The following is a 23,972-nucleotide window of genomic DNA, read 5'->3' as shown; positions in this document are numbered from 1 at the left end:
TTTACGACGAACGAACAATTTCTTTAGAAAATGCGTTGACTCATTTTCAACTCTCCCTATAATGCGACTCCACACAGCGGGGGTGATTAGCTCAGCTGGGAGAGCACCTCCCTTACAAGGAGGGGGTCGGCGGTTCGAACCCGTCATCACCCACCAACTACTTTAAGTAGTCTCCGCCGTGTAAAGTAAGAAATTGAGAAGTGGGTGATTAGCTCAGCTGGGAGAGCACCTCCCTTACAAGGAGGGGGTCGGCGGTTCGATCCCGTCATCACCCACCACTTTCTCGCCAGCTGGATTTCTTACAATAAAATGAAGTACCGAAGTGGGTGATTAGCTCAGCTGGGAGAGCACCTCCCTTACAAGGAGGGGGTCGGCGGTTCGATCCCGTCATCACCCACCACTTCGGGTCGTTAGCTCAGTTGGTAGAGCAGTTGACTTTTAATCAATTGGTCGCAGGTTCGAATCCTGCACGACCCACCAATGTAAAAAGGCGCCCTAAAGGCGCCTTTTTGCTATGCGCAAAATTTAACGATTCGAACCTGCAGCAGGTTCGGGTCTTGCCTGATGCGCTGCGCTTATCAGGCCTACAGACAATACCGCACACGCGTAGGCCGGATAAGACGTTAGTCGCCATCCGGCACAGACATCACATCGTCAATGCCGCTACCAGTTTCTCCAGCGCGGGCGTTGCCTGTTGTTGGTCGTACACAATGTACAAATCCGCCGGAATACGTTCCTCTAACGGGCGGAACACCACTCCCGGCCAATTCATCTGCGCATAACTGTCTGCGATTAAGGTAATCCCAATCCCCATACTGATCATCGCCAGTACCGTTTGCGGCTCCCTCACCTCGCGAATAATCATTGGCGTAAAGCCGACGCTCAGGCAAACACGCTGCAAAAATGTCCAGTCAGTATGAACGGAAGGCATCGTGACAAAATATTCGTTCCGTAACGCTTCCAATGGTATCGCTGCAAGCGCGGCCAGTGGGTGCTCTTCTGGCATCGCTACCAGAAAAGAGGACTCATGCAAACGCAAGCTGGTGAATCCAGGCGAAGGTTCAGTCGCCATCCGCCATACTCCTGCATCCAACTCACGGCGCTCCAGCATCGTCATCTGCATTGCCGGCATATGCTCGCGAAATAGCACTTCAACGTTGGGATTTTCCTTCAAAAAACGCCGCATGACCGGGCGCATTTTTCCCCACATTGCCGTACCGATAACACCAAGTTCAATTCGCCCTGTTTCACCACGACCAATCTGCTCTACGCGTGCCAATGCCTGATTGGCGCTGGCTAACAAACGACGGGACTCCTCCATCAAAATAGTCCCTGCATGGGTTAACGCAACACTACGGGAGTGACGGATGAACAGCAAAGTGCCAAGTTGATGTTCAAGTTCTTTGATATGAATACTCAAAGGGGGTTGCGACATATTTAACCGGGCAGCAGCCCGACCAAAATGCAGTTCTTCTGCAACAGCAAGGAAATAACGCAATAACTTCAGATCAATACGATGGGCACGTTCCATAACTGTTGCACTCCATGAATGAGGGATAAGGTCTGGAATTTACCACATTACCTGATAAAAAAGAGTTTTAACGACCAGATATCCGATATGCATACAGATAATAGAGCGTACGTTGGGAACAGACAGGCATGAAAATAGATATATAGCGTAAAATTAATAATGTGCCATTGTCAGCCTCAATACCCTGAAAGGGAATTATTTCTTTACGTATTACTGTCGCTTATAAAGCAAACTGGCGAGTATTTACTCGCCAGTGATATATAAATTAATGTGCCAATGATTTAGTCGCCAACTTTTCTGGATGATGCTGGTACTTAAAGAACAATGCGAATACAACCGCCAGCGCCAGTGCATAAGCAGCAAATACCAGCCAGATGGTTTGCCAGTCTTTTACTCCATCAATAGAGAAATAATCGACGGCCATACCGCTTAAAATCGAACCTACCCATGCACCAACACCATTCACCATCGTCATAAACAGCCCTTGTGCACTGGCACGTATATTGGAACTGACCTCCTGCTCCACAAACACCGAACCTGAGATGTTGAAGAAATCAAACGCACAGCCGTAGACAATCATCGACATAAGAAGCAGCACAAAACCAAACGGAGAAGGATCGCCGAACGCAAAGAACCCAAAGCGCAACGTCCACGCCAGCATGCTCATCAGCATCACCGTTTTGATGCCAAAGCGTTTGAGAAAGAACGGGATAGTGAGGATAAAGCCGACTTCTGCCATCTGAGAAACCGACAATAGAATTGAAGGATATTGCACCACAAAGCTATTGGCAAACTCAGGGTTACGGGCGAAATCATGCAGGAACGGATTACCAAAGACGTTGGTAATTTGCAGTACCGCCCCCAGCATCATTGCAAACAAAAAGAAGATTGCCATACGCGGGTTTTTAAACAGAACAAACGCATCCAGTCCCAACTTACTGGCAAGTGTTGCTGATTCTTTTTTCTCTGCAACCGGAATTTTCGGCAACGTGAGAGCATAAAGCGCAAGCAGCAACGATGCACCGGAGGCGATATACAACTGTGCGCTGCTCAATTCCAGCCCCATCAGACTGACTGTCCACATAGCCACGATAAACCCAATGGTGCCAAAAACGCGTACGGGTGGAAATGATGTGACAGGGTCCAGACCCGCTTTTGCCAGGCAAGAGTAGGAAACACTATTCGATAATGCGATCGTCGGCATGTAGGCCATGGCATTGACTAACATGACCCAAAACATCGTGTCCGAATCCGTGACGGTTGTGGCATACAGCAACACACCGGCGCAGACCAGATGGCACAGCATATACGCACGTTCCGCGCGTAACCATTTGTCGGCAATGATCCCCATAATGCCAGGCATGATAATCGCCGCCAGGCCTTTGGAGCTGTATACCATGCCAACATTGGCCCCCGTAAAATGTAAGGTGTTTATCATGTATGAACCCAGGGTTACCAACCAACTACCCCAGATAAAATATTGCAAAAACGACATAATTTTTAATCGGGAAATAATACCCATTTTTTATTCCTTGCCGTAGGGTAAAGCCCCTGATGCGGGGCTATTGTTATTGTGTATTTAGGCCAGCTTGCGTAAGAAACCACAAATCAGATTGATAAAGTTCTGACGAGAAAGTTCGGCTGCTGCCAGTGTTTGCTCATGGGACAGTTTTACATCACCCAATCCTTCCGCCAGATTGGTAATCGCTGATACTGCCACAACTTTCAGGTCGCAATGGCGAGCAGCAATAACTTCAGGTACAACAGACATGCCCACCACATCGCCGCCAATAATTTGCATCATGCGAATCTCAGCTGCTGTTTCGAAGTTCGGTCCAGGATAAGAAACAAATACGCCTTCAGTGAGAGGGAATCCTTCATCTGCCGCAACGGTCTGGAGAATGGCGCGGTAATCTGCATCATAAGCATTCGCCAATGAGAAGAAGCGATCGCCAAAACGCTCATCATTTAGCCCGACCATCGGGGTACCCGGCATCGTATTGATATGGTCGCGTAGTGCAACCAGACTCCCCGGCCCCACTTCAGGACGTAAAGATCCCGCGGCATTAGTGCTGAACAACAATTCACAACCCAGTAATTTCAGCGTGCGAACGGCGTCAGTCATTACCGCCATACCACGGCCTTCATAAAAATGGCCGCGCCCTTTCATGCAAGCTACCGGGACACCTGCCAGATGACCAAGCACCAGTTCTCCGGCATGCCCATGGACGGTACTCACCGGGAAACCCGGCAGCTTTTCGTACGAGATAGCCACAGCACCTTCAATTTGTTCAGCCAGCGCGCCCAGACCGGACCCCAGAATAAAGGCGACACGTGGGGTAAAGTCGGGTTTATAGCGACGAATAATATCAGCACTGTACCAGGGATTTTGCGAGAAAGAGTGGCTCATGATATGTCCTTCTAAGGGCTTATTAATTGAATGAAATCTGACACCCTTCGTTTATAGCGGGAATCACATGAACCTTACCAATACCGTTTCCTGCATAATTCAATATCGATTTTATATAGATTGACCTTTATTAATTCAGATCCAATGCCTATCAATTATCAACATTTAAATATTGGACGAGCCATCTTTTACACAAATAACATAAGAACAGCTGCATCCTGGCAGCAATTATAAATTACGCACAAATATTCAGTGCATTTATTATTTGGCAGATGGAACACTCAATGAATAAAAAACTTATCGCAATAAGTTTAGCAACCTCATTAACCTTACCTCAACTGGCACAGGCTGAATTTAAAGGCGGCTTCGCCGATATTGGTCTGCATTACCTGGACTGGACATCCGATACCACAGAAAAAACCAGTAAGAAATCACACAAAGATGATTTTGGTTATCTTGAACTTGAAGGTGGCGCAAATTTTAGTTGGGGAGAAATGTATGGATTCTTCGACTGGGAGAACTTCTACAATGGCCGCCACGCTAAACCCGGCAGTGAACAGCGCTACACCTTCAAAAATACCAACCGTATCTATTTAGGTGATACAGGGTTAAACCTCTATCTTCATGCCTACGGCACCTATGGCTCACCTGAACGTGCTAATTTTCATGATGACATGTTTCTCTATGGGTTAGGGTATAACTTCACTGGCAACGGTTACTGGTTTAAACCCTTCTTTGCCAAACGCTACACTGACCAGACATATTACACCGGAGATAATGGTTATGTGATGGGCTGGGTTGCAGGCTATAGCTTCCTGTTAGGCAGTGAGACGTTTTCCGTCACGAACTGGAATGAGTACGAATTTGACCGCGCAGCAACCTACGCGGCAGGAAACGGCGGCAAAGACGGCATCAACGGTGCCTTTGCGTTGTGGTGGAATGCGACACCGCACCTGACCGCAGGAATTCAATATCGCTACGCCGATAATAAACTGGGGGAGTCTTTCCTTCAGGATGGCATCATTTATTCCATCAAATACATATTTTAACCTACCGCACCTGCCCGACTGGCAGGTGCATTTAAATCTGATACAACGGATCGCGTGCCCGCCCAGCAGTTAATTCACTGGCCTGTGTACGCACCACGTCCCACAATGCCTGAGCGGCAGTTGAGAGAGAACGATTTTTGCGCCGCGCCAACATCAGTTGCCGCTCAACAACTGGCGTTAAACGTTTAACCTGTAAATGGCTGCCCTGCGGTAAGGGGAGTGCCAGCGCGGGCAGCACGCTGATTCCAATCCCTGCTTCGACCATCGGGAACAGCGTTGCCGGGTGTCCAATCTCCTGAACAATGTTGGCATCAATAGAAAAATGAGACAATGCCGCATCAATTAGCGGTCGGCTACCAGAGGCATAATCCTGCAAAACCAGGCGCTCATGCTGCAGATCCTGCCAGTTAATCCATTCCCGGTGAGCTAGCGGGTGATCCTGACGACACAACAACAGAAACGGCTCCGATAGCACAGCTTCACACTGCAGATCGGTCACGGCTCCCGGGTCAATCACAATGCCAAAATCCACTTCCCCCTGACGAATACTCTCCAGTACCCACTGTTGTGGCCTGTCGTGCAGGACAAAATCGATAGCCGGATACAGCTGATTGCTCTGCGCAATACACTGCGGAATGAGGTGTGCGGAAATCGTCTGGCTGGCAGCCACACGCACCGTACCGGTTAACTGCGTACCAACCTGACCGGCTTCGCGCAGCGTACTGTGCAGTTCATCCAGGATGCGTTCCAGCCGTGCTGCGAGTTGCTGCCCGGCTTCCGTCAGCACCACCTCGCGCGTTGTACGATCCAGTAGCCGGACACCCGTCTGCCCTTCCAGCTCTTTTACACTATGACTGACCGCCGACTGACTTAAGCCGATGATATCCCCCGCCCGGCTAAAACTTTTGGCCTGAGCGACGGTGACAAAGATACGTAATTGGCGCAAAGAATAATTCATCGATTCAATTCATATATAGATGCAATAAATCAATTTTATTTCTCAAACAGAAAAACGCAAAATGTTCCTACCGAATTTCAGGAGCTTTTATGAAACTTTTTCGTATCCTTGATCCGTTCACGATAACGCTGATTACCGTTGTTTTATTGGCCTCATTTTTCCCTGCAGAGGGCGGCTTTGTTCCTTTCTTTGAAGGCCTAACCACCGCCGCTATTGCCCTGCTCTTTTTTATGCACGGCGCAAAGCTCTCGCGTGAAGCCATTATTGCCGGCGGTAGCCACTGGCGTTTGCATCTGTGGGTCATGTGCAGCACCTTTGTGGTCTTCCCCGTGCTGGGTGTCCTGTTTGCCTGGTGGGCACCGGTCAACGTTGATCCGATGCTCTACACGGGCTTCCTGTACCTGTGCATTTTGCCGGCCACAGTGCAGTCGGCAATTGCCTTTACATCCCTTGCGGGCGGTAACGTTGCCGCCGCCGTGTGCTCCGCCTCTGCCTCCAGCCTGTTGGGTATTTTCCTCTCGCCGCTGTTGGTCGGACTGGTGATGAATATGCATGGTGCAGAAGGCAGCCTGGAGCAGGTAGGGAAAATCATGCTGCAACTGCTGCTGCCGTTCGTACTGGGACATCTTTCACGTCCGTGGATTGGTAACTGGGTGTCACGCCATAAAAAATGGATCGCCAAAACAGACCAGTCATCCATTCTGCTGGTGGTTTACTCCGCTTTCAGTGAAGCGGTCGTGAACGGAATCTGGCACAAAGTTGGGGTCGGTTCACTGCTGTTTATTGTGATTGTCAGCCTTGTATTACTGGCCATCGTGATTGGTATCAACGTCTTTGTCGCGCGCAAATGCGGCTTCAACAAAGCCGATGAAATTACCATTGTCTTCTGTGGGTCGAAAAAGAGTCTGGCAAACGGGATCCCCATGGCCAATATTCTGTTCCCGACTTCGGTGATTGGTATGATGGTGCTGCCGTTGATGATCTTCCATCAAATCCAACTGATGGTATGCGCCGTATTGGCGCGTCGTTACAAGCGCCAGACGGACGCATTACAGGCGACGCAGCAGAATAGCCGCGCCGCGAAAGCTTAAAGCGGGCGTTTCAGGGGCTGTATCAGCTGTGTCAGCCCCTCGGTTTTAATCAGCAGCGTGATTTGCATTAGCTCACCCAGTTTGCCTGGCGGAAATTCATCTTTGCGGGCAAACCACAGCAGATACTCTTCCGGGACGTCAATCAGTCGACGCCCCTTATATTTTCCAAAAGGCATCACGGTGTTGGCAATATCAATCAGTTGCTCTTTTTCCATCTCAGGCACCCAGTAAGCGGATCATTTCAGCTTCATCGATAACGACAATGCCCAACTCCTGCGCTTTTGCCAGCTTCGAGCCTGCCGCTTCGCCGGCAATAACCAGATCGGTTTTCTTCGACACGCTACCTGCCACTTTCGCACCCAGTGCGGTCAGCCGCGCTTTGGCATCATCACGCGACATCTGGCTCAGACTACCGGTCAGCACGACCGTTTTCCCCGCGAAAGGACTGTCGATCTCTTCGGCATTGACGACGACGGGTGCTGGCCAGTGAATACCCTGCGCCAGCAACTGGACGATCACCTCACGGTTGCTCTCTTCTGCAAAAAAGTTAAACACGTGAGTAGCCACCACAATGCCCACATCCGGCACTTTTTGCAGCTCTTCAATGGAAGCCGCTTCCAGCGCATCCAGCGTACCGAAATGCGCCGCCAGGCCAGCCGCCGTGGCTTCACCGACTTCGCGAATGCCCAGCGCATACAGGAAACGGGCAAAGGTGGTTTCTTTCGCTTTTTCCAGCGCGTTCACCACGTTTTGCGCCGATTTCGGTCCCATGCGATCAAGACCGGTCAGCTTACCTGCGGTCAACGTGAACAAATCCGCTGGTGTGTGCACGTACTCTTTCTCGACCAGTTGATCGATAATTTTGTCGCCCATACCGTCAACATCCAGCGCACGACGGGAAACGAAGTGTTTGAGCGACTCTTTACGCTGCGCACCACAGATCAGGCCGCCAGTACAGCGAGCAACCGCTTCGCCTGGAATACGCTCAATTTCAGAGTGACAAACCGGACACACTTTGGGAAACATAATGGGCTTAACATCTTCTGGCCGCATAGATTCTATAACCCCTACTATTTGAGGAATTACATCACCAGCTCGACGAACAATTACCCGATCGTTAATTTTGATTCCTAATCGATTTATTTCATCTTCGTTATGTAACGTAGCATTTTTAACAATAACACCGGCAACCTTAACAGGTTCTAAGCGAGCAACAGGCGTAATTGCACCTGTCCTCCCTACCTGGAACTCAACACCCCTTAGCCTAGTAATTTGCTCTTGGGCCGGAAATTTATATGCAATCGCCCAGCGCGGTGATTTTGCTATAAAACCAAGTTTTTCTTGTAAGCTAATTTGATTTACTTTAATTACTAATCCATCAATATCAAACCCTAAACCATCACGCTCCAATTCTATTTTTCTATAAAAATCAATAACTTCATATGGATTGTAGCATATTTTAGTCTCATTACTTATAGGGAAACCAAAACTACGCAACAACTGCAATCTTTCTATATGCGTGTTAGGAAATTCCAACCCCTCAATGACTCCAGTACCATAACACCTAAAAGTTAGTGCTCTCTTAGCTGTTATTCTTGGATCTAGCTGTCTTAAAGAACCAGCAGCAGCATTACGAGGATTAGCAAAAGTTTTTGCCCCCTTACGACGGGCTTCTTCGTTCATTTTCTCAAAATCTTTTTGAGTAATAAAAACTTCTCCTCTTACTTCCAACCTAGATGGGAAATGTTTACCTTTAAGAACTAAAGGAATCGCTTTAATAGTACGAATATTAGACGTAATATTTTCGCCAACACTCCCATCACCACGTGTAGCTGCATGAACGAGCATGCCATGCTCGTATAAAAGGTTTACTGCAAGACCATCAAATTTTAATTCGCAGCAATATGCTAGAGCTTCATGCTTACGCAATCTTGTTTGAACGCGCTTATTGAAAGCGAGAAAACTCTCCTCATCAAACACGTTATCCAGCGACAGCATCGGCACTTCATGACGGATCTGGCTGAATGCCGCCAGTGGTGCGGCACCTACGCGCTGGGTGGGTGAATCAGGCGTGACGAGTTCAGGATGCTGCGCTTCCAGTTCACGCAGTTCGCGCATCAGGCGATCATATTCCGCATCAGGAATTTCCGGCGCATCCATCACATGGTAAAGATACTCATGATGGCGAAGCGTGGTTCGCAGTTCTGTCAGTTGTTGTTCGATTGATTCCATATCGCACCATCAATGATAAAAAACCCCCGACAGGCGGGGGTTCAGAAAGGAGAGGTCACGCCAGAAGAAAATCAGGCGTGAGATTCTTTAACTTCGCGGATGCGGTCCTGATACTCACGCAGTTTCTGCGGCGTCATCATACGACGTTGATCGTCGAGCACCACACCACCCACTTCATCGGCAATGTGTTGTGCGGACTGCAGCATCAGCTTGAAGTTTTGCAGTTCGTCGCCATAGGACGGAACCTGCATAAAGATAGTAACGCCCGGCGTGCTGAAATCGCCGGTCATCTCAGGGTCAAACGTCCCTGGGTTCACCATATTGGCAAGACTGAACAGCGACGGGCCACTACCATCCGGGCTGAGATGACGATGGAAAATATTCATATCGCCAAATTTAAAACCAGCCTGCTGAATGCTGTTGAGCAACACCTCACCGTTGAGCTCGCTGCCATGATGCGCCGCGACGTTCATAATGATGACCGCTTCTTTACGCTGCGGTTTTTCAGCAACAGGCGCTTCTTCAACAACCGGTTCAGGCTGTGGTTGCGGTTCAACAACAGGCTCTACTGGCTGAAAGGCTTGCGGTGCAGGTTGTGGCGCTTGCTGCACGGGTTGCTGTACCTGTGGAGCCGCTGGCTGAGGCTGCACCGGTTGCTGCTGTACCGGCTGATGTTGCACCGGTTGTGGCTGTTGTACTGGCTGCTGCGGATGCGGCTGCGGTACCTGCGGCGCCTGAGTGGGCTGCTGCGCGTGTTGACGCGGCTGAGCAGACGCATAAGGCGGCTGGTACTGGTGTTGCGGCGACTGAGGAGGAACACCATGTTCCTGAGCGCTGCCGGGAGCATGATTCACACGATGCACGCGGACTTCGCCCACGCCTTCATCTTCCTCGACGTTGTCGTCGTAGGAATCCTCGTCATCACGTTTAGACTTCATGCGTTTCAGTGGGCGATCGCGGAATATAGAAGACCGTTCTTTACGGCTAGTCCAGAAACCATGTACCAGTAAAGCGATTATGGCGATCGCGCCAACAATGATTAATATCAGACGCAAATCCTGCATCATTATATTCTCTGTTGTTCTAACACCTTGCCACCACGGCAAACATTTACTCACTAAGAGTATTTGCCGATTACGCCAAGTGCAAGTGTACTCTTGGCTTTCACGGCATAAAGATGAATAAAAACGTGCTTTTTGCTGTTTTTTCGAACATTTCTGAACAGCCTAACGCTCAACAACCCGGTAAGATACGCAAAGTTTACCAGAGCTTTTATAACAAGGAGTATGTCCTGACCATGGTTTCATCATCTGCAGTTGTACCTCGCAGCGGTTTTTATTACTTTTCTCAGGGATGGAAACTCATCACTCAACCGGGAATTCGTCGCTTTGTTATCCTGCCTTTACTGGTGAATATTCTACTGATGGGTGGCGCATTCTGGTGGCTGTTTACGCAACTGGACAGTTGGATCCCCGCGCTGATGAGCCACGTCCCGAACTGGCTACAGTGGCTTAGCTATTTGCTATGGCCGATTGTGACTATCTCCGTGCTACTGGTGTTTGGCTACCTGTTCTCCACCATCGCCAACTGGATTGCCGCACCGTTTAACGGCTTGTTGGCAGAACAACTCGAAGCCCGCCTGACGGGCGCGACACCGCCTGACACTGGCGTTCTTGGCATCATGAAAGATATGCCGCGTATTATGAAGCGTGAATGGCAAAAGCTGGCGTGGTATCTCCCGCGCGCCTTTGTGTTACTGCTCCTCTATTTTATCCCCGGCGTGGGGCAGACCGTCGCCCCGGTGCTGTGGTTCCTGTTCAGTGCGTGGATGCTGGCCATTCAATATTGTGATTATCCATTCGACAACCACAAAGTGCCCTTTAAAGAGATGCGTATCGCCCTGCGCACACGCAAAGTCACCAACATGCAGTTTGGTGCGCTAACCAGTCTGTTTACGATGATCCCGGTGCTCAATCTGTTCATCATGCCGGTTGCGGTTTGTGGTGCCACGGCGATGTGGGTAGACTGCTACCGTGCTAAACACGCGTTATGGAAGTAATGCAAAAATGTGTAAAACAGGGATGGCTTATGCCGTCCCTTATTCCATACTGACGTCGAATATTTCCTTTCTGAATATAGATATGCTAAATCCTTACTTCCCCATACTTTCTCAACAGGTATGCTGAAGCGGTATCCCAATTTCATACAGTTAAGGACAGGCCATGAGTAAGATTTTTGAAGACAACTCGCTGACTATCGGTCATACGCCGCTGGTTCGACTGAACCGTATCGGTAACGGACGCATTCTGGCGAAGGTGGAGTCACGTAATCCGAGCTTCAGCGTCAAATGCCGTATTGGTGCCAATATGATTTGGGATGCCGAAAAACGTGGTGTACTGAAGCCGGGCGTTGAGTTGGTCGAACCGACCAGCGGTAACACCGGGATCGCGCTGGCCTACGTTGCTGCCGCCCGTGGTTACAAACTCACCCTGACGATGCCAGAAACCATGAGCATTGAGCGTCGCAAGTTGCTGAAGGCATTGGGTGCAAACCTGGTGCTTACCGAAGGCGCGAAAGGCATGAAGGGCGCGATTCAAAAGGCGGAAGAGATTGTTGCCAGCGACCCAGAAAAATTCCTGCTGCTTCAGCAATTCAGCAACCCGGCTAACCCGGAAATCCACGAGAAAACCACCGGACCGGAAATCTGGGAAGATACCGACGGTCAGGTTGATGTGTTTATCTCTGGCGTAGGTACCGGCGGTACGCTGACCGGGGTGACCCGCTACATTAAAGGGACCAAGGGCAAAACGGACCTCATCACCGTTGCCGTTGAGCCGACAGACTCGCCGGTTATCGCCCAGGCACTGGCGGGTGAAGAGCTGAAACCGGGTCCGCACAAAATTCAGGGCATTGGCGCAGGCTTCATTCCGGGTAACCTTGACCTGAAGCTTATCGATAAAGTGGTTGCCATCACCAATGATGAAGCTATTTCCACGGCGCGCCGCCTGATGGAAGAAGAAGGCATTCTGGCGGGTATCTCTTCAGGTGCTGCGGTTGCTGCTGCGCTTAAGCTCCAGGAAGATGAAACCTTTACCAATAAGAATATAGTGGTTATTCTACCGTCATCGGGTGAGCGTTATCTGAGCACAGCACTGTTTGCCGATCTCTTCACTGAGAAAGAACTGCAACAGTAATGCCAGCATGTTAAATACGCGTAAAAAAGCACCCTTTTGGGTGCTTTTTTGTGGCCTGCTTCAAAGTTTCAACCCACCTGGCATTGATTCAGCCCGCCGGAACTGGTATTTAACCAAACTAATTATTTTGATGCGCGAAATTAATCGTTACAGGAAAAGCGCTAGCTGAATCGATTTTATGATTTGGTTCAACTCTTCCTTTCGCGGCATAATGTTTAATGACGAACGAAACGTCAGCGGCAAGAAGTTGCCAGCAACGGATTGCACCGAACTCCTTTTGTGTCGCGTCCTGTTTACGTCGACGCTAACAATACAGGCTAAAGTTGAACCGCCAGGCTAGACTTTAGTTCCACAACACTAAACCTATAAGTTGGGGAAATATAATGTTCCAGCAAGAAGTTACCATTACCGCTCCGAACGGTCTGCATACTCGCCCTGCTGCTCAGTTTGTTAAAGAAGCAAAAGGCTTTACGTCTGAAATCACTGTGACTTCCAACGGCAAAAGCGCTAGCGCAAAAAGCCTGTTTAAGCTGCAGACTCTGGGCCTGACTCAGGGCACCGTTGTTACCCTTTCCGCAGAAGGCGAAGACGAGCAGAAAGCAGTTGAGCATCTGGTTAAACTGATGGCTGAACTCGAGTAAGTTCAACGAGTTCTTTTAAATATCAGTCACAAGTAAGGTAGGGTTATGATTTCAGGCATTTTAGCATCCCCGGGTATCGCTTTCGGCAAGGCACTGCTGCTGAAAGAAGACGAAATCGTCATTGACCGGAAAAAAATTTCTGCCGACAAGGTTGATCAGGAAGTTGAACGTTTTCTGAGCGGTCGTGCCAAGGCATCTGCGCAACTGGAAGCGATCAAAACCAAAGCTGGTGAAACATTCGGTGAAGAAAAAGAAGCCATCTTTGAAGGGCATATCATGCTACTCGAAGATGAGGAGCTGGAGCAGGAAATCATAGCCCTGATTAAAGATAAGCACATGACGGCTGACGCAGCTGCGCATGAGATTATCGAAGGTCAGGCCACAGCCCTGGAAGAGCTGGATGATGAATACCTGAAAGAACGTGCGGCTGACGTACGTGACATCGGTAAACGCCTGCTGCGTAACATCCTGGGTCTGGCAATTATCGACCTGAGCGCTATCCAGGAAGAAGTTATCCTGGTTGCCGCTGACTTGACCCCGTCAGAAACCGCACAGTTGAACCTCGAGAAGGTGCTGGGTTTCATCACTGACGCAGGTGGACGTACCTCTCATACCTCAATCATGGCGCGTTCTTTGGAACTGCCTGCCATCGTAGGTACCGGTAGCGTCACCTCTCAGGTGAAAAACGACGACTATCTGATTCTGGATGCCGTAAACAATCAGGTTTACGTCAACCCAACTAACGACGTTATCGAACAACTGCGTGCCGTTCAGGAGCAAGTTGCTACCGAGAAAGCGGAACTCGCTAAGCTGAAAGATCTGCCCGCTATCACGCTGGACGGTCACCAGGTTGAAGTGTGTGCCAACATCGGTACCGTTCGTGACGTTGAAGGCGCTGAGCGTAACGGCGCTGAAGGCGTGGGTCTGTATCGTACCGAATTCCTGTTCATGGACCGTGAATCGCTGCCGACTGAAGAAGAACAGTTTGCTGCGTATAAAGCCGTTGCTGAAGCGTGTGGCTCTCAGGCGGTTATCGTACGTACCATGGACATCGGCGGCGATAAAGAACTGCCGTACATGAATTTCCCGAAAGAAGAGAACCCGTTCCTGGGCTGGCGTGCCGTGCGTATCGCGATGGATCGTAAAGAGATCCTGCGTGACCAGGTTCGCGCTATCCTGCGTGCCTCTGCTTTCGGCAAACTGCGCATCATGTTCCCGATGATTATCTCTGTTGAAGAAGTGCGTGCGCTGCGCAAAGAGATCGAAATCTACAAACAGGAACTGCGCGACGAAGGTAAAGCATTTGACGAAAGCATTGAGATTGGCGTGATGGTGGAAACACCAGCTGCGGCAACAATTGCACGTCATTTAGCCAAAGAAGTTGATTTCTTTAGTATCGGCACCAATGATTTAACGCAGTACACCCTGGCAGTTGACCGTGGTAATGATATGATTTCACACCTTTACCAACCGATGTCGCCATCTGTTCTGACGCTGATCAAGCAAGTTATTGATGCTTCTCATGCTGAAGGCAAATGGACCGGCATGTGTGGTGAGCTTGCAGGCGACGAACGTGCTACACTTCTGTTGCTGGGGATGGGTCTGGACGAATTCTCTATGAGCGCCATTTCTATCCCGCGCATTAAGAAGATTATCCGTAACACGAACTTCGAAGATGCGAAGGTGTTAGCAGAGCAGGCTCTTGCTCAACCGACAACGGACGAGTTAATGACGCTGGTTAACAAGTTCATTGAAGAAAAAACAATCTGCTAATCCACGAGATGCGGCCCAATTTACTGCTTAGGAGAAGATCATGGGTTTGTTCGATAAACTGAAATCTCTGGTTTCTGATGATAAGAAAGACACCGGAACTATTGAGATTGTTGCTCCGCTCTCTGGCGAGATCGTCAACATCGAAGACGTGCCGGATGTAGTTTTTGCTGAAAAAATCGTTGGTGATGGTATTGCTATCAAGCCAACCGGTAACAAAATGGTTGCCCCTGTTGATGGCACCATCGGCAAAATCTTTGAAACCAACCATGCGTTCTCTATCGAATCTGATAGCGGCATTGAGCTGTTTGTTCACTTCGGTATTGATACCGTTGAACTGAAAGGCGAAGGCTTCAAGCGTATCGCTGAAGAAGGCCAGCGTGTGAAAGTGGGCGACCCGGTTATTGAATTCGATCTGCCGCTGCTGGAAGAGAAAGCCAAGTCTACCCTGACTCCGGTTGTTATCTCCAACATGGACGAAATCAAAGAACTGATCAAACTGTCCGGTAGCGTGACCGTGGGTGAAACTCCGGTTATCCGCATCAAGAAGTAATTCTTACCGCAGGGAAGAATGGCGCCATCTGGCGCCATTTTTTTTATCTAACGGACGTCAAAACCTGCCGGATGGCGCGACGCTTCTCCGGCCTACGAAAAACGCCGTAACGTAGGCCAGGTCAGGCGTATGCGCCGCCATCAGCATTAAATTTGTGAAGTAACCGGCCGGTAACACGCCTCGCGCATCAGAATTTTCATGCCTTCCGGCCCGCTTTCCAGCATCCGCCGTTCCGAATCCGCCACTAGCAGTTCACAATCATACCCACCCGCAATACCAAACATGGCGCGCGCCACACAGATATCTTCCAGCGCTTCTGTTCCGCTGGTATCAAAATGCCCAACGATGCGTCCATGCTGACGAACCACCAGTCGATAACTCTTCATCGCGCCTCCCCTGCCGGTGGCAGAATTAACTCATCACAACCGCACAAGTGCGTCCATGTCATCACTTCCAGCACGCGCTGTGCAGCGTCGTGCGTGGCAGCGGTAAGTGGTTTTCCCAGCACGATACCGCTCACCAGTTCAGCGCAGAACAGATCGCCGGTCCCCTTCAGGTCCGTTTTCACCCGCGGATGGGCTAGCACCTCAACCGTTTCAGCCGTCACGACTGCAACCTGAATGACCTCCTCGGTTTCTCCCGGAGCGCTGGTGATTACCACCCATTTCAGCGTATCGGTGAGCAGCGATTTGGCTGCCGATATCGCTTCATCCAGCGTGCGACACGGTTTACCGCTCAACATCTGCAGCTCAAACACATTTGGCGTCAGTCCCTGTGCCAGCGGTAGCAGATGTTTGCGATACGCCTCCGGTATTTCGGCCTTTACGTACATGCCGCTGTCCGTATCCCCAATCACCGGATCAACCAGAATACACAGATCCGGGTGGGTAGCCCGCACGGTCTCCAGCCACTGTGCCAGCAGAGCGATTTGTTCCGCACTGCCCATATACCCCGTGGTCACCGCTTTTAGCTCACGTAACGCATCGCGTTCATTTAAGGCGCGAAGATAGCCGCTAAACCAGTCGGCCGGGATAACACCGCCATAAAAAGTCTCATAATGCGGTGTATTGCTGAACAGTACCGTTGGGATCGCGGTGACGCGTAATCCCTGCGCTTTGATGGCCGGGACGGCGATGCTGTTACCTACGCTGCCATACACCACCTGTGACTGGACGGCGACGATATCGGTTTGTAGCGCCCGATGCTTGTCGTCGAAGAGCACTGACTGTATTTCACTCTCCTGCTGCATAAACTTCTCCTCTCGCTGGACAGCGGGCTATCGCCTCACTATTATCGTCATATGCTAAAATTCATTTTGTCATAGGTCAATAATGATCGACGGAAAAACCGCTAACGAAATTTTTGACAGTATTCGTCAACATGTCGCTACAGGCACCCTCGCCTCAGGCGAAACGCTTCCGCCAGTGCGCGAGCTGGCGACGACATTGAACGTCAACCGCAATACTGTCGCGGCGGCTTATAAACGACTGGTCACCTCCGGGCTGGCACTCAGTCTTGGGAGAAACGGGACGGTAATAAAAGGAATTTCCTCCCCTATCGCGCTGGAGGGAGGGAACCCGAATACCCCGCTTACCGACCTTTCCGGTGGTAACCCTGCGCCGACTTGTCTCCCCGATCTCAGTCGTTATTTCGCGCAAATAAATAAGAATCCACGTCTGTATGGCGATGCCGTCGTATCGCCTGAGCTTAAAACCTGGGCCACACGCTGGATGCAGGATGCCCTCCCTGGCGTGGGAGAAATTGATATCACCAGCGGTGCTATTGACGCTATTGAACGACTACTGTGCGCCCATTTATTGCCGGGCGATAGCGTCGCGGTAGAAGATCCCTGCTTTTTAAGTAGCATCAATATGTTGCGTTATGCGGGATTCTCAGCGAGCCCGGTCACCGTAGACAACGAAGGTATGCAACCCGACATGCTGGAGGTGGCGTTACAAAGAGGGGCGCGGGCAGTGATCCTGACGCCGCGGGCCCACAACCCAACGGGATGTAGCCTGAGCGCCTCACGCGCCGCCCAGTTACAAAAAATCCTGGCCCGCTATCCGCAGGTGCTGGTGATTGTCGACGACCACTTTGCACTGCTGTCTGCATGCCGTTGGCACCCGGTGATTGCCACGCAAACCACGCACTGGGCAGTCGTCCGTTCAATGTCGAAAACATTAGGCCCGGATTTACGCCTTGCCATCGTTGCCAGCGATCCGGTCACTTCAGCAAAACTGCGGTTACGACTCAACGCCGGCAGTCAGTGGGTCAGCCATCTGCTTCAGGATTTGGCCTGCGCCTGCCTGAGTGACGAGGAGTATCAACGTAAGCTGGTCCAGACTCAGCGTTTTTACGCAACACAGCAGCAAAAACTGACCACCGCTCTCAGAGGATATGGCATTGATCTACCCGTCGGTGATGGTCTGAATCTGTGGCTGCCTCTGACGCACCACAGTCAATCACTTGCTTTTGCCCTGGCAAAATCCGGTTGGCTGGTGCGCGAAGGTGAGGTGTTTGGTGTGAATACACCATCGCACGGTCTGCGCATTACGCTGTCGACCTTGAACGACAGCGATATTCATAAGCTGGCGGCTGATATTCATCAGGCGCAAAAGCGCTAACAGGAGAGAAAAAGTGCGAGTTCATTTTGTTATTCATGAGTCTTTTGAATCTGCTGGCGCGTATCTGCCGTGGGCAGAACAGCGTGGCTATACCATCACCTGGTCACGGGTTTACGCCGGAGAATCGGTTCCCGCCAATGCTGATGGGTTCGATATGCTGGTCGTCTTTGGTGGCCCGCAGTCTCCACGCACCACGCTGGCAGAGTGCCCGTATTTTGATTCTCAGGCCGAACAGCATCTGATCAATCAGGCGATTTCAGCACGCAAAATTGTGGTGGGGATCTGCTTAGGTTCACAGCTGATTGGCGAGGCGCTGGGCGCGAAGGTATGTCAAAGCCCGGAAAAAGAGATTGGTCACTATCCCATCACACTGACTGAAGCAGGTAAAGCGCACCCGCTGATCGCCCACTTTGGATCGCCGCTGATGGTCGGTCACTGGCACAACGATATGCCTGGATTAACCGATCAGGCGACAATTCTGGCGACAAGTGAAGGCTGTCCGAGACAAATCGTGCAATACGGTAATTTTATCTATGGCTTCCAGTGTCATATGGAATTCACCGCCGAGGCAATCGAGGGGCTGATTCAGCATTCGGAACAAGAGTTAGCAGAGGCCAAAGGAAAACGCTTTATCCGCTCTGTTGCTGAAATGCGCGAATGGGATTACCAGCAGATGAATGAAAAACTGTGGCAGTTCCTGGATAAACTGGTAGAGAACCGTAACGATTAATCATTGAAGGCCGGATAAAACACGCAACGTCTTATCCGGCGATCGTGTCGTGTGTTTGCCTGATGGCGCTACGCTTATCAGGCAAACAAATTAAATCCCTGCGCCCTGGTTGAAGTGCTCTTCACCAAAAACGCCGGTCGAAAGGTAGCGATCGCCGCGATCGCAGATGATCGCCACCACCACAGCGCCGGGTGTAGCACGCGCCACGCGTAACGCCCCCGCCACCGCGCCGCCAGAACTGACACCGCAGAAAATGCCTTCACGAACCGCCAGCTCACGCATGGTGTTTTCTGCATCATTCTGATGAATATCCAGCACCTCATCCACCAGCGAGGCGTTAAAAATACCCGGCATATACTCCGCAGGCCAGCGGCGGATTCCCGGAATACTGCTGCCCTCTTCCGGCTGCAGACCGACAATCGTCACCGGTTTAGCCTGTTCACGCAGAAAACGAGATACGCCAGTAATGGTGCCAGTCGTGCCCATGCTGGAGACGAAATGGGTAATGCGTCCGGACGTTTGCTGCCAGATTTCCGGGCCGGTTGTGGTGTAATGCGCATACGGGTTATCAGGATTGTTAAACTGATCGAGCAACTTACCTTCGCCACGTTGGGCCATTTCCAGTGCTAAGTCACGCGCCCCTTCCATGCCCTGCTCTTTGGTCACCAGTATCAGTTCAGCCCCGTAAGCCCGCATCGCCGCACGTCGTTCCTGACTCATGTTGTCAGGCATAAGCAGCTTCATGCGATAACCTTTCAGCGCGGCGATCATCGCCAGCGCGATGCCGGTATTCCCGCTGGTTGCTTCAATCAGTACATCGCCCGGCTTAATTTCTCCGCGTTTCTCCGCTTCGACAATCATCGACAGCGCAGCCCTGTCTTTCACCGATCCCGCGGGATTATTCCCTTCCAGTTTGACCCAAATTTCACTGCCGTTTTCCGGCGCAAGACGCTGCAGTTTAACCAGAGGCGTATTGCCAATCGTTTGTTCTAATGTGTTCACGTTTTCAGCTCAATAAAATGCCGGGTGGCGCTACGCTTACCCGGCCTACAGGTCATGCTTTAGCCCGTAGGCCCGGTATGCGCAGCGCCACCGGGGAATAACTATGCGAATTAACCTATCAGGCCGATTGCGCCAGGGCAAGTTCCGCTTCACGCGTTTCAATGCGCTGGTCACCGTTGTACAGTCGTGCATTTTGCAGCCCAACAAACAGGCGTTCGCCACGAGCAGGGGAATCGTCTCCCTGCATGACCACTGTCAGCGGTTCGTTATACCACCCCAGTGGTTGCACAACTAATTGGGTGTAGTGACCTTTCGGACTGGCTTCCAGCACCTGTACCGGCAACGGGGAATCCAGGCTGGTACGACGGCTCACATCCACTTCCCACGGACGCAGGAACAGATCAACCGGCCCTTGATACGCTGGCGTATAGCCCAATGGCCAACGGTGTGCGCCAACATGGAACTGTCCGCCACGAATCGTCCCCTGCAGGCGGTTAACCTCACCCATAAATTCCAGTACAAAGCGGGTTGCCGGTTCACGCCAGACCTGGTCCGGCGCATCGGCTTGTTCAATATGTCCCTGGCTCATTACCACCACGCGATCGGCCACTTCCGTCGCCTCTTCCTGATCGTGGGTAACAAACACACTGGTGAATTTCAGTTCTTCGTGCAACTGACGCAACCAACGACGCAACTCTTTACGAACCTGAGCATCAAGTGCACCAAACGGCTCATCGAGTAGCAGGATCTGCGGTTCCACCGCTAACGCTCGAGCCAGCGCCACACGCTGTTTTTGCCCGCCGGAAAGCTGCGCCGGAAAACGATCCGCCAGATGTGCAAGCTGCACCATCTCCAGCAATTGAGTGACTTTCGCTTTGATGGCCGCCGCATTTGGGCGCTCGCGACGCGGTAAGACCGTCAGCCCAAAGGCGATATTGTCGAAAACGGTCATATGGCGAAACAGCGCATAGTGCTGAAACACGAAGCCAACTTTACGGTCACGCGCATGTAAGCGACTGACGTCAGTACCATGAAAGCGAATATGCCCGCTGGACTGATGCTCCAGCCCGGCAATAATTCGCAGCAGCGTGGTTTTACCCGAACCGGAGGGTCCCAGCAGCGCGACCATCTGACCTGAAGGAATATCCAGCGAGATATCGTTCAGCACCTGGGTGCGACCAAAAGACTTCTTAATATTGGCAATCTCAATGCTCATGATTTTCCTCCTGCTGCGCGCGTTTTTCCTGGTTCTCCAGGCGCCATTGCAGCATGCTCTTCAAAAACAGGGTAATAATCGCCATCAGCGTTAACAACGCCGCGGCGGTAAAGGAGCCGACAGTGTTGTAGTCCTGCTCCAGTAATTCAATCTGCAATGGCAACGACAAGGTTTCGCCGCGAATCGAACCAGAAACCACCGACACCGCGCCAAATTCGCCAATCGCGCGGGCATTTGTCAGCACTACGCCATACAGTAGCGCCCAGCGGATATTCGGTAACGTCACGCGACGGAACATCTGCCAGCCGGACGCGCCGAGTAAAACCGCCGCTTCGTCTTCATTACTACCCTGGCTTAACATCACCGGCACTAGTTCGCGCACCACAAACGGACAGGTTACAAAGACCGTAACCAGTACCATCCCCGGCCAGGCAAACATGATTTGCAGGTTATGTTCATCCAGCCAACCGCCGAGTGGGCCGTTAGAACCGTAAAACAGCAGATAGACCAGACCGGCGACCACCGGCGAGACAGCAAACGGAATATCCAGTAGCGTCAGCAACAGCTGGCGACCCGGAAAGTTAAAGCGGGTCACCAGCCAGGCCAGCAACACGCCAAACACCAGGTTCACTGGCACTGCGATCAGTGCAATCAACACCGTAAGCCAGATGGCATGCAGCATGTCCGGGTTAGCCAGATTCTGTAATACCGGCAGTAACCCCTTACTGAATGCCTGCACGAAGATATAGATCATCGGCACCAGCAAAATAAACGCGGACACCAGCATGCCCGTGCCAATCAGAAACCATTTACCCCAGTTGATGCGGGGCGCCCCATAGTGTTTCAATTGGGTAATGTCTGCCATCAGTGACCTACCACGCGTCGACCAAAGCGACTCTGCAGGGTGTTAATCGAAAACAGCAGCAACAACGAAGCCCCAAGGATTACTGACGCAATCGCACTAGCGGCTGGGTAGTCAAACTCCTGCAAGCGAACAAAAATCATCAGTGAGGTGACTTCCGTTTTCCACGCAATATTCCCGGCGATAAAGATAACCGCGCCAAATTCGCCTAAACTACGGGTGAATGAGAGCGCCACACCAGCAACCAGCGCAGGTGATAACTCCGGCAGCACCACTTTACGGAAACTCTGCCAACGCGTAGCACCCAACGTTTCCGCCGCTTCTTCATACTCCGGTCCTAACTCTTCCAGCACCGGCTGTACGGTACGTACCACAAACGGGATACTGGTAAATGCCATAGCCACCGCGATACCCAGCCAGGTGTAAGTGACCTTAATATCCAGTTTCGCCAGCCATTCGCCGTAGAAACCGTTGACCGAAAACAGTGACGCCAGCGTCAGACCCGCTACCGCCGTAGGCAGCGCAAACGGCAGGTCCATCAGCGCATCCAGCAACGTGCGGCCCGGAAAACGGTAACGGGTTAAGATCCACGCCATTAACAGACCAAACACGCCGTTAAAAATCGACGCCACAAATGCTGACAGCAGCGTGACTTTATAGGCCGCCACGACCTGCGGGTTAGTAATCACATCCCAATATTGCGCCCAGCTCATTTGCGCCAGTTGCATTACCAGCGCACTAAGCGGTAACAGCAATATCAGGCACACAAACAGTAAGCTGGTACCCAGACTTAAGGTAAAGCCGGGCAGCACGCGTCGGGAAGAAACAGCAAACATTTACTTGCGCCCCGCCGCCAACAGCTTGTCCAGCTCACCACCGCTGACAAAGTGTGTTTTCATCACTTCGGGCCAGGAGCCGAACTTGTCTTCTACGCGGAACAATTCAGTCTGCGGGAATTTATCTTGCAGCTTGTCCATGACCTGTGGGTTATTCACACGGTAGTAATAGTCGGTGATGATGGTTTGCGCCTGCGGGCTGTACAGCCAGTTCAGATACGCTTTAGCCGCTTTCTCTGTCCCGTTGGCCTGCACATTCTTATCTACCCAGGCAACCGGGAACTCGGCAAGAATATTGGTTTTCGGAATAACAACCTCAAAACCCTGCGCTTCATACTGCTTGCGAATGTTATTCACTTCCGACTCGAAGCTGATCAATACGTCACCGAGCCCGCGCTCGGCAAAAGTGGTGGTCGCGCCACGGCCGCCGGTATCAAACACTTCGACATTTTGCAGGAACTGGGTCATGAACTGTTCGGTTTTGGCTTTATCGCCGCCGTCTGCTTTATCCGCAGCGCCCCACGCCGCTAAATAGGTGTAGCGCGCATTCCCGGACGTTTTCGGGTTAGGGAAGATAAGCTTGACGTCAGAACGAACAAGGTCATTCCAGTCGTGAATATTTTTAGGGTTTCCTTTACGCACCAGGAATCCCATTGTGGAATAGAACGGTGAACTGTTGTTCGGCAGGCGAGTTTGCCAGTCGGCCGGGATCAACTTGCCTTTGTCGTGCAGGATTTGCACGTCGGTCACCTGGTTATAGGTCACCACATCGGCTTTCAGTCCCTGTAAAATCGCCAGCGCCTGTTTTGATGACCCGGCATGAGATTGTTTTATCGTCAGTTTATCGCCGCCGTTATCCTTCGCCCATTGCTGTTCAAACGGGGGATTAAGGGCGGCAAACAGCTCGCGAGACACATCGTATGAGCTGTTCAACAGCTCTGTTGCCTGCGCCTGCCCCACCAGCAACAGCAGCGCCGCCAGCGTCAGGGTTCTTTTTTTCAGTAAGTTAACGGCCATTGCGCACCCTTATAAATTTAATGACTTTCTTATGGTCATCATATTTATAACCGGCACTAAAGGAGTAACGGTTTTATATACCGTTTGATGATTTGAAAGTTGAAAAGAGAATAAGAGCTTATCCCAGTAGGTGTAATTGTTGCAGGCAGTTTGGACACGGACAGCGCGGAAAAACCGGAGCGTACACGAAGTACGTGAGGATTTTGAGCACTGCCCAGGGCCAAACTGGCAAATAAAATAGCCTAATGGGCTAGCT

The 23,972-nt window shown here is 51.1% G+C and carries 23 protein-coding genes and 4 tRNA genes; 13 read left to right on the top strand and 14 right to left on the bottom strand.

The window, feature by feature from the left end:
• The first annotated feature begins 80 nt into the window (after window positions 1-80).
• The 4 genes from NNN64_RS01235 to NNN64_RS01220 all read left to right on the top strand — a co-directional run bounded on the left by NNN64_RS01235 (window position 81) and on the right by NNN64_RS01220 (window position 480).
• Window positions 81-156, top strand: a tRNA-Val gene (locus NNN64_RS01235).
• A 46-nt stretch (window positions 157-202) separates the two neighbouring features.
• Window positions 203-278, top strand: a tRNA-Val gene (locus NNN64_RS01230).
• Between the two features lie 46 nt (window positions 279-324).
• Window positions 325-400 (top strand) — tRNA-Val (locus tag NNN64_RS01225).
• A 4-nt stretch (window positions 401-404) separates the two neighbouring features.
• Window positions 405-480, top strand: a tRNA-Lys gene (locus tag NNN64_RS01220).
• Window positions 481-646: 166 nt separating this feature from the next.
• On the opposite strand, the gene NNN64_RS01215 is transcribed toward NNN64_RS01220, so the two are convergent.
• The 3 genes from NNN64_RS01215 to xapA all read right to left on the bottom strand — a co-directional run bounded on the left by NNN64_RS01215 (window position 647) and on the right by xapA (window position 3,941).
• Window positions 647-1,531, bottom strand: coding sequence for a LysR family transcriptional regulator (locus NNN64_RS01215; protein ID WP_271440201.1), 885 nt, complete (start codon window positions 1,529-1,531; stop codon window positions 647-649).
• 265 nt (window positions 1,532-1,796) lie between these two features.
• A complete protein-coding gene (locus NNN64_RS01210) occupies window positions 1,797-3,053 on the bottom strand; it encodes a nucleoside permease (protein WP_271440200.1) in 1,257 nt (418 codons plus the stop codon).
• A gap of 57 nt (window positions 3,054-3,110) precedes the next feature.
• Window positions 3,111-3,941: a xanthosine phosphorylase gene (gene xapA, locus NNN64_RS01205; RefSeq protein ID WP_271440199.1), complete on the bottom strand. Its 831-nt coding sequence runs from the start codon at window positions 3,939-3,941 to the stop codon at window positions 3,111-3,113.
• A gap of 284 nt (window positions 3,942-4,225) precedes the next feature.
• Here xapA and NNN64_RS01200 point away from each other — a divergent pair, with 284 nt between their 5' ends.
• The gene (locus tag NNN64_RS01200; protein WP_271440198.1) at window positions 4,226-4,990 is read left to right on the top strand and encodes a nucleoside-specific channel-forming Tsx family protein; all 765 of its coding nucleotides are present in this window, start codon (window positions 4,226-4,228) and stop codon (window positions 4,988-4,990) included.
• A gap of 31 nt (window positions 4,991-5,021) precedes the next feature.
• Here the strand turns inward: NNN64_RS01200 and NNN64_RS01195 are convergent, their stop codons facing one another.
• Complete coding sequence (locus NNN64_RS01195; protein WP_202038129.1) at window positions 5,022-5,948, bottom strand: LysR family transcriptional regulator; 927 nt, start codon at window positions 5,946-5,948, stop codon at window positions 5,022-5,024.
• Between the two features lie 89 nt (window positions 5,949-6,037).
• On the opposite strand from NNN64_RS01195, the gene NNN64_RS01190 reads away from it, so the two are divergent.
• A complete protein-coding gene (locus NNN64_RS01190; protein ID WP_271440197.1) occupies window positions 6,038-7,039 on the top strand; it encodes a bile acid:sodium symporter family protein in 1,002 nt (333 codons plus the stop codon).
• Here the strand turns inward: NNN64_RS01190 and NNN64_RS01185 are convergent.
• The 3 genes from NNN64_RS01185 to zipA form a co-directional block, all read right to left on the bottom strand.
• The gene (locus tag NNN64_RS01185) at window positions 7,036-7,254 is read right to left on the bottom strand and encodes a DUF3820 family protein (protein WP_271440196.1); all 219 of its coding nucleotides are present in this window, start codon (window positions 7,252-7,254) and stop codon (window positions 7,036-7,038) included. The two genes, NNN64_RS01190 and NNN64_RS01185, sit on opposite strands and share 4 nt — an antisense overlap.
• Before the next feature lies 1 nt (window position 7,255).
• Window positions 7,256-9,271, bottom strand: a complete 2,016-nt coding sequence (gene ligA / locus NNN64_RS01180; protein ID WP_271440195.1) for an NAD-dependent DNA ligase LigA — start codon at window positions 9,269-9,271, stop codon at window positions 7,256-7,258.
• A gap of 71 nt (window positions 9,272-9,342) precedes the next feature.
• Window positions 9,343-10,338 carry a cell division protein ZipA gene (gene zipA / locus NNN64_RS01175; RefSeq protein ID WP_271440194.1) on the bottom strand — a complete coding sequence of 332 codons (996 nt, stop codon included), beginning with the start codon at window positions 10,336-10,338 and terminating at the stop codon, window positions 9,343-9,345.
• 230 nt (window positions 10,339-10,568) lie between these two features.
• Between zipA and cysZ the strand changes: the two genes are divergently transcribed.
• The 5 genes from cysZ to crr all read left to right on the top strand — a co-directional run bounded on the left by cysZ (window position 10,569) and on the right by crr (window position 15,429).
• Window positions 10,569-11,330 (top strand): sulfate transporter CysZ, encoded by a 762-nt coding sequence (cysZ, locus tag NNN64_RS01170; protein WP_271440193.1) that lies wholly within the window; start codon window positions 10,569-10,571, stop codon window positions 11,328-11,330.
• Window positions 11,331-11,493: 163 nt separating this feature from the next.
• Window positions 11,494-12,465 (top strand): cysteine synthase A, encoded by a 972-nt coding sequence (gene cysK / locus NNN64_RS01165; protein WP_003038091.1) that lies wholly within the window; start codon window positions 11,494-11,496, stop codon window positions 12,463-12,465.
• Between the two features lie 383 nt (window positions 12,466-12,848).
• Complete coding sequence (gene ptsH / locus NNN64_RS01160) at window positions 12,849-13,106, top strand: phosphocarrier protein Hpr (protein ID WP_002913505.1); 258 nt, start codon at window positions 12,849-12,851, stop codon at window positions 13,104-13,106.
• 45 nt (window positions 13,107-13,151) lie between these two features.
• Complete coding sequence (gene ptsI, locus NNN64_RS01155; protein WP_005121951.1) at window positions 13,152-14,879, top strand: phosphoenolpyruvate-protein phosphotransferase PtsI; 1,728 nt, start codon at window positions 13,152-13,154, stop codon at window positions 14,877-14,879.
• Window positions 14,880-14,919: 40 nt separating this feature from the next.
• Window positions 14,920-15,429: a PTS glucose transporter subunit IIA gene (crr, locus tag NNN64_RS01150; RefSeq protein ID WP_000522253.1), complete on the top strand. Its 510-nt coding sequence runs from the start codon at window positions 14,920-14,922 to the stop codon at window positions 15,427-15,429.
• Window positions 15,430-15,575: 146 nt separating this feature from the next.
• Here crr and NNN64_RS01145 read toward each other — a convergent pair whose 3' ends face one another.
• Both NNN64_RS01145 and pdxK read right to left on the bottom strand, forming a co-directional pair.
• Window positions 15,576-15,815: a cytoplasmic protein gene (locus NNN64_RS01145; protein ID WP_271440192.1), complete on the bottom strand. Its 240-nt coding sequence runs from the start codon at window positions 15,813-15,815 to the stop codon at window positions 15,576-15,578.
• A complete protein-coding gene (pdxK, locus tag NNN64_RS01140) occupies window positions 15,812-16,678 on the bottom strand; it encodes a pyridoxine/pyridoxal/pyridoxamine kinase (protein WP_271440191.1) in 867 nt (288 codons plus the stop codon). Before pdxK ends, NNN64_RS01145 begins: the two co-directional genes overlap by 4 nt.
• An 82-nt stretch (window positions 16,679-16,760) precedes the next feature.
• Between pdxK and ptsJ the strand changes: the two genes are divergently transcribed.
• Both ptsJ and NNN64_RS01130 read left to right on the top strand, forming a co-directional pair.
• Window positions 16,761-18,053, top strand: coding sequence for a MocR-like B6 salvage transcription factor PtsJ (gene ptsJ, locus NNN64_RS01135; RefSeq protein WP_271440190.1), 1,293 nt, complete (start codon window positions 16,761-16,763; stop codon window positions 18,051-18,053).
• A 13-nt stretch (window positions 18,054-18,066) separates the two neighbouring features.
• Window positions 18,067-18,783, top strand: a complete 717-nt coding sequence (locus NNN64_RS01130) for a type 1 glutamine amidotransferase (RefSeq protein WP_271440189.1) — start codon at window positions 18,067-18,069, stop codon at window positions 18,781-18,783.
• A gap of 90 nt (window positions 18,784-18,873) precedes the next feature.
• Here the strand turns inward: NNN64_RS01130 and cysM are convergent, their stop codons facing one another.
• The 5 genes from cysM to cysP all read right to left on the bottom strand — a co-directional run bounded on the left by cysM (window position 18,874) and on the right by cysP (window position 23,716).
• Window positions 18,874-19,785: a cysteine synthase CysM gene (gene cysM / locus NNN64_RS01125; RefSeq protein ID WP_271440188.1), complete on the bottom strand. Its 912-nt coding sequence runs from the start codon at window positions 19,783-19,785 to the stop codon at window positions 18,874-18,876.
• A gap of 118 nt (window positions 19,786-19,903) precedes the next feature.
• Window positions 19,904-21,001, bottom strand: coding sequence for a sulfate/thiosulfate ABC transporter ATP-binding protein CysA (cysA, locus tag NNN64_RS01120; RefSeq protein WP_271440187.1), 1,098 nt, complete (start codon window positions 20,999-21,001; stop codon window positions 19,904-19,906).
• Window positions 20,991-21,866 carry a sulfate/thiosulfate ABC transporter permease CysW gene (gene cysW, locus NNN64_RS01115; protein ID WP_271440186.1) on the bottom strand — a complete coding sequence of 292 codons (876 nt, stop codon included), beginning with the start codon at window positions 21,864-21,866 and terminating at the stop codon, window positions 20,991-20,993. The genes cysA and cysW overlap by 11 nt, the downstream gene beginning before the upstream one ends.
• Window positions 21,866-22,699, bottom strand: coding sequence for a sulfate/thiosulfate ABC transporter permease CysT (cysT, locus tag NNN64_RS01110; RefSeq protein ID WP_003038061.1), 834 nt, complete (start codon window positions 22,697-22,699; stop codon window positions 21,866-21,868). The genes cysW and cysT overlap by 1 nt, the downstream gene beginning before the upstream one ends.
• Complete coding sequence (gene cysP, locus NNN64_RS01105) at window positions 22,700-23,716, bottom strand: thiosulfate/sulfate ABC transporter substrate-binding protein CysP (protein WP_271440185.1); 1,017 nt, start codon at window positions 23,714-23,716, stop codon at window positions 22,700-22,702. It abuts the gene before it with no gap.
• Window positions 23,717-23,972: the final 256 nt, after the last annotated feature.

Source organism: Citrobacter sp. Igbk 14 (assembly GCF_028069825.1).
Classification (GTDB): domain Bacteria; phylum Pseudomonadota; class Gammaproteobacteria; order Enterobacterales; family Enterobacteriaceae; genus Citrobacter.
This window is presented reverse-complemented; position numbering and strand designations above follow the sequence as displayed.